5 protein-coding genes are annotated in these 5,738 nt (G+C 68.4%); 1 reads left to right on the top strand and 4 read right to left on the bottom strand.

From position 1 onward, the window contains the following. The 4 genes from BN13_RS15930 to mraZ form a co-directional block, all read right to left on the bottom strand. The coding region (locus BN13_RS15930; protein ID WP_235434087.1) for a peptidoglycan D,D-transpeptidase FtsI family protein at positions 1–1,961 on the bottom strand (1,961 nt) is incomplete at its 3' end. Between the two features lie 167 nt (positions 1,962–2,128). Then, positions 2,129–2,980, bottom strand: a complete 852-nt coding sequence (locus BN13_RS15925) for a hypothetical protein (RefSeq protein ID WP_048548170.1) — start codon at positions 2,978–2,980, stop codon at positions 2,129–2,131. Then, on the bottom strand, positions 2,977–3,954 hold the full coding sequence (rsmH, locus tag BN13_RS15920; protein WP_048548169.1) for a 16S rRNA (cytosine(1402)-N(4))-methyltransferase RsmH: 978 nt from the start codon (positions 3,952–3,954) through the stop codon (positions 2,977–2,979). Before rsmH ends, BN13_RS15925 begins: the two co-directional genes overlap by 4 nt. A 182-nt stretch (positions 3,955–4,136) precedes the next feature. Then, complete coding sequence (gene mraZ, locus BN13_RS15915) at positions 4,137–4,583, bottom strand: division/cell wall cluster transcriptional repressor MraZ (protein WP_048548168.1); 447 nt, start codon at positions 4,581–4,583, stop codon at positions 4,137–4,139. Between the two features lie 198 nt (positions 4,584–4,781). On the opposite strand from mraZ, the gene BN13_RS15910 reads away from it, so the two are divergent. Then, positions 4,782–5,738: AAA family ATPase (locus tag BN13_RS15910; protein ID WP_407667880.1), on the top strand; the 957-nt coding region annotated here is incomplete at its 3' end.

Here is a 5,738-nt window from a genome sequence, read left to right as displayed (position 1 = left end):
CCGGTGGAGCGGCGGTCGGCGAGGACGTTGGGGTCGGCGATATTGGGCACCGCGTCGAGCTTGAGCGTCAGCGCCGGCGGGGTGCTGCCGGTCGGCGACGGCGGGATCTTCAGAGTCTGCAGGGCGTAGTTCATGACGTCGTGGAAAACGGGTGCGGCCACCGTCCCACCATAGAAGCCGTTCTTGCTGGGGCGTTGGATGATGACGGACACGACAATCTGCGGGTTCTCCGCCGGGGCGTAGCCGATGAAGCTGGCGGTGTAACCGCTGTAGCCCCCCACCTTGGCGTCGTAGCGGCGTGCGGTTCCCGTCTTGCCCGCCACCCGGTAGCCGTCGATCTGCGCCTCCGGCGCCGTGCCTTCGGTGCTGACGACGCCTTCAAGCATGTGGCTCAGGGTCTGGGCCGTGTTGGCCGAGACGACCTGGCGGGTCTGCGGCGCCTCGGTCGGCTGCAGTTTGCCTTTGCTGTCGGCGACGGCGGCCACCAGGGTGGGGGTGATCCGCATGCCATTGTTGGCGATCGTCTGATACACGCTGGCCGCCTGGATCGCGGTGATCGAGACACCCTGCCCATAGAGCACGGTGTAGCGCTGCGTGCCATTCCACTTCGCCGACTGCGCGAAGATGCCCTCGGACTCCGCCGGGAAACCGGCACCGGACTTGGACCCGATCCCGAACGCGCGGAAGTACTTCTCGATCGTGGCCGGAGCCAACTGCTCGCCCGCAAGAATAATGCCGGTGTTGCTCGACTGAGCCAGGGCACCGGCGAAGGTGAGGTACTCGGTCTCGTGCTCGTGGCTGTCGGAGAACACCCCATCCGAGCGCTTCAGCGAATAAGGCACGATCATCGGCGTCGAGGGGTTGACCTTGCCCTCATCCATCGCCGCGGCGGCCGTCATGACCTTGGCCGTGGAGCCCGGCTCGAACACCTCGGTGAACGCGAGATTGGCCAGTGACGAGCCGTTGGTGATGTTGTTGGGATCAAAAGTCGGATACGAGGCCAGCGCGAGCAACTTGCCGGTCTTGACGCCTTGGACGACGACCGTTCCGGAGGCCGCGCCATACTTCGTCACGGCTTCGGCGAGCGCATTCTGGGCGAACCACTGCAAGTCACCATTGATGGTGAGTTGCACATCGCGACCCCGCACGGCGGGGTGTTCGGTGGTCCGGCCGTTGGGGAGGCGCACGCCGTCCTGACCCACCTCATACCAAAGCTCGCCCCGGGTGCCGCGAAGTTTGCTATCCAGCAGCCACTCGATGCCACCGCGCCCATTGAGGCCGCCATCGACATAGCCAACAAGGCTGGCCGCGGTGGTGGACTGCGGGTAACGCCGGATCGAGTCCCGCTCGCTGGAGATGCCCGGGATGCCCAAGTCCGCGATTTTTTGCCAGGTCAAGGGCAGGACGTTCTTCTTGAGGACTGCATACCGCTTAGTGCCGGTCATGAGTCGTTCGATGTCGGCGGCGTCCATGCCAAGGAGCGGCGAGAGGTCGGCGGCGGCGCCAGCACGACCGACGGTGACGCGCTTACCATCGATCTTCTTGATGTACTTCACGACTGAAACCTGGTCGACCGCAACAATGCGCCGCTCGATGCTGGTCGCGAGGATGGTCCCGTCGGAGGACAGGATGTCACCGCGCATCGGTGGTTCGATCTCCGAAACGGTTCGGGTGCTCAGTGCGACATTGGCCGCGCCACTGGCGTCGAACGTCTGCAGGCGCACTAGCTGAGCCCCGAACACGCTGAACACCACCAGAGTGGCCACGAACAGCGCTCGCGTCCGATGCCGCGGGTTTGCCCCCGGTATGGCGATCGGCAGCGTCCGCCCGCGCGGCTGGCGCGGCCCTCGGCGACCCGTCTCCGGGACGTATGCCGCGCGCTCCCCCCGCGCCGGCCGCTCGCCGTCGGCCTGGCGCCGTCGGGCGGGCCTCGGCGGAGCCGAGTTGGTTCGCTCCCCCACGACGCGGCGGGGCGCACCCGACGCAGGCCGCCGCCCGGAGGCCGAGCGAGGCCGATCGCCGGTCGAGGCGGCGCCCGGGCGTGGCCGAGCACCAGCCGTGGGGCCGGGCCGCCGGTTACGCTGCGGGGGGGTCGTGCGCTCGGTCACGATCGAGGGCGTCCTAACGGTTACGGGGTTGGGGCATCGCCCGGGGTGACCGGGTCAGCAGTGCCGGTGTCAGCAGTGCCGGTGTCAGCAGTGCCGGTGTCGGTGGGCGTGGTGTCGGTCGGCGTGGTGCCAGCGGCAGCGGTGTCGGCGGAGTTGGCGTCAGAAGGGGTCGTGTCGGTCGCAGCGCCGTCGGTGGGGGTGGCATCGCCCGTCCCGGCGGTCCCGGCCGCATCCCCCGTTGTCGCGGCGTCGGTCCCGGCCGTCTTCTGCCCGGTCGCATCGGTCGTGGCTGGCGGGTCGGCGGTCGCTCCGGTGCCGGTTGCGGCCCCCGTCGCGGCGGCGCCGGCAACGTCCGGCCCGGCCACCGGTGCCGGGGCGAGCGGGGCTGGCTGGGTGATCACCTGGAAGCCGTCCTCGGCCGTCGCGGCCTCAGCAACCCCCAGAATCCGTCCGTCCGAGAGGGAAATGAAGGCCGGGGAGGCGGCCGACACCATGCCCAGGGACAACGCTTGCTTGGCCAGCGACGCCGGCGCCCGGAGCGCGTCCAACTCGTCGGTCAGCGCCTCCTGGCGATCGGTGAGCCGGCTGGATTCGTTAACGAGGCGGCTGCGCTCGTAGGTGCCTTCGGCTAGTTGGGTGTTGACCAACAGCGTGAGCAGCAATCCGCCTACCAGCGTGAGCAGCATGATCGTGGCGAACCACGCGTGTCCGGCGGCGGTGCCGCCCTCGATGACGCGCAGGTGACGACGCTCCGGCCCGCCGGTCACGCCGAGGCGAGCTCGGGTGCGCGCCAGCATGCGCTGAGAGTGGGTGCGCGCGGTGAGGGCCGGCTTGGCCCCATTGCGCTCAAGCTTGACGGCGGTCTGGCTCATCGCCGCCCACCTCGGATCGCAATGCGCTCCGCCGCCCGGACGCGCACCGACGCCGAGCGCGGGTTGGCCGCCTGCTCGGTGGCGTCGGCCGTCTCGGCACCGCGCGTCAACAACCGCAGGTAGGGCGCGTCTTCCGGTCGCTCGACGGGAAGCCCAGGCGGCGCGCTGCTGGTGGCGCCGTCGCGCAGCACCTGCTTGGTGATCCGGTCCTCAAGCGAGTGATACGACATCACGGCGATCCGGCCGCCCACGGCGAGGGCGTCGATGGCCTCCGGCAGGGCTCGCGCCCAGGTCGACAACTCCGCATTGACTTCGATGCGCAGCGCCTGGAAAGTGCGCTTGGCTGGGTGTCCGCCGGTGCGCTGGGAGGCTTGAGGTATTGCTGTCTCTAGCACCTCAACCAACTCTCCCGTAGTCGCGAACGCCTGTCGGGCACGGTGCGTGACGATGGCCGACGCTACGCGCGGAGCGAACCGTTCCTCGCCGTAGTCACGCAAAATCCTCACCAGGTCGGCCCGATCATAAGTATTGAGAACCTCCGCAGCAGTGACGCCGCGCCGTTGGTCCATGCGCATATCCAAGGGAGCATCGAACCGGTAGGCGAATCCTCGCTCCGGCTCATCCAGTTGCAGGCTCGACACCCCGAGATCGAATAGCGCCGCATCCACGGTCTCGACGCCGAGCCGGCCGAGGATGTCCGGCAGCTCGTCATACACCGCGTGGACGAGGTCCACTCGAGTCCCGAACTTCGCGAGCCGCTCACCGGCCAACGCCAGCGCCTCGGTGTCTCGATCGATGCCGATCAGCCGCGCCTCGGGGGCGGCTTCCAGGAGAGCTTCGGCGTGCCCACCCATGCCAAGCGTGCCATCGACGACGATCGCCCCCGGCCGGTCGAGGGCGGGGGCGAGCAGGTCCACGATCCGCGCGCACAGCACCGGCACGTGCCGGTCCCGGGCGGTCGTCTGGGTGTTCACGGCGGACTCCTGAGTGCTGCATGCGGCGAAGCTGGCTGGTGGCGCCGCATCCGCGGGCCGGTGGTCGGGACAAGCGATGGCTCCTGGTCCCCATCCGCGGCCCGGCGCGGGGGAAGTCGCGTCGGGAAAGCGGCTGGAGGCCACGAGCCACCGAGTCGGGTCGGCAGGTCAGGAGGAGCGCGTCAGAACAGGATTGCCCCCTCCACGTCGAGGGAGCCGAGGACGTCGTCGCTGTCCTGCTCGATCTGCTCGTATGCCGCGCGGTCCCACAACTCGATATAGGTCCCCTGCCCGATGACGACGCAGTCCTTGTCGAGCCCACCCCACGTGCGCAGCGCGGGGGGAATGGTGACACGACCCTGTCGATCGAGGGTCTCGGTGGAGGCGTTGCCCAGATAGGCGCGTCGCAGCGCGCGGACATTGCGGCTCGCCGAGGTCCCGGCCGCGAGGGGATCGAGGATGCGAGTGCGGAACTCGGCATACGGATAGATCAGGACGCAGCGATCCGGTCCCTTGGTGACCACGATCTTGTCGCCGAGGTCGTCGCGAAAGCGCGCCGGCAGGATGAGCCGCCCCTTGTCGTCGAGTCGCGGGGTGTGAATCCCCAAGAACTCCGCTGCGGCGTCCACCGATCACCTCCGTCGCCCACCAATCGCCCAAAGTCGCCAATTTCCTCCACTTTACCCCACTTCACTCCCCCGAACCCAGGTTTTCTCCACGCGATCGTCACCAAAGGGGCACTCCACGCATCTAGGTGTTGTCGGCGGGGTGAGGCAAAATGTCCCCAGCGCCACACTCGGGGCGACCGGCAACCAAGGGGAACCACATTGACGCAGCACGACGGTCGCCCCGTCGACCCGCAGACGCGCGCGCGGGGGCTCGAAGAGGTGCTCGAAGTCACCACCAGCCTGGCCGCGGCCATGCGCACGGTGATCGAGGGCAAACCCGAAGTCATCCAGACAGCGATCACCGCGTTGCTGGCCGAGGGACACCTCTTGTTGGAGGACGTGCCTGGAGTCGGCAAGACCATGCTGGCCAAAACTCTGGCGAGGTCCATCGACTGCACGGTGCGGCGCATCCAGTTCACGCCCGACCTGCTGCCCAGTGACATCACCGGCGTCAGCGTCTTCAACCAGGACATGCGCTCGTTCGAGTTCCGCCCCGGCGCGATCTTCGCCAATGTCGTGGTGGGCGACGAGATCAACCGTGCCTCCCCCAAGACCCAGTCAGCTCTTCTTGAATGTATGGAGGAGGGCAACGTCACGGTCGACGGCAAGACCTATACCCTCCCGCACCCGTTCATCGTGATGGCCACCCAGAACCCCATCGAAATGGAGGGGACCTATCCCCTCCCGGAGGCGCAGCGTGACCGGTTCATGGGGCGGGTGTCTCTCGGCTATCCCAACCCGCGCAGCGAGGTCGACATGCTCGCTAGCCATGGCCAGCAGTCCCCGCTCGACTCCCTGCGCCCGGTGACCGACGCCGCCACGATCAGCCGACTCATCCACGCCGTGCGCGAGGTGCACACCTCCGACTCGATCCGCCACTACATCGTCGACCTGGCGCAGGCGACCCGCGACAACCCGGCCGTGCGCCTGGGTGCTTCGCCGCGAGCCACGCTGCACCTACTACGCGCAGCCCGGGCCCATGCGGCCCTCGCGGGCCGCGACTACGTGCTGCCCGACGACGTGCAATCAATCGTCGTCTCGATCTGGAGTCACCGGCTCATCCTTAGCGGCGACGCCTCGGCCGCGCGCCGCTCGCCCGCCGATGTCCTGCGCACG

Source organism: Nostocoides jenkinsii Ben 74 (genome assembly GCF_001046875.1).
Classification (GTDB): Bacteria; Actinomycetota; Actinomycetes; order Actinomycetales; family Dermatophilaceae; genus Nostocoides_A; species Nostocoides_A jenkinsii.
This window is presented reverse-complemented; position numbering and strand designations above follow the sequence as displayed.

Bases quoted from the DNA above. Each gene is read 5' to 3' on its own strand.
- BN13_RS15925 (WP_048548170.1), bottom strand. From the start codon at position 2,980: ATGAGCCAGACCGCCGTCAAGCTTGAGCGCAATGGGGCCAAGCCGGCC.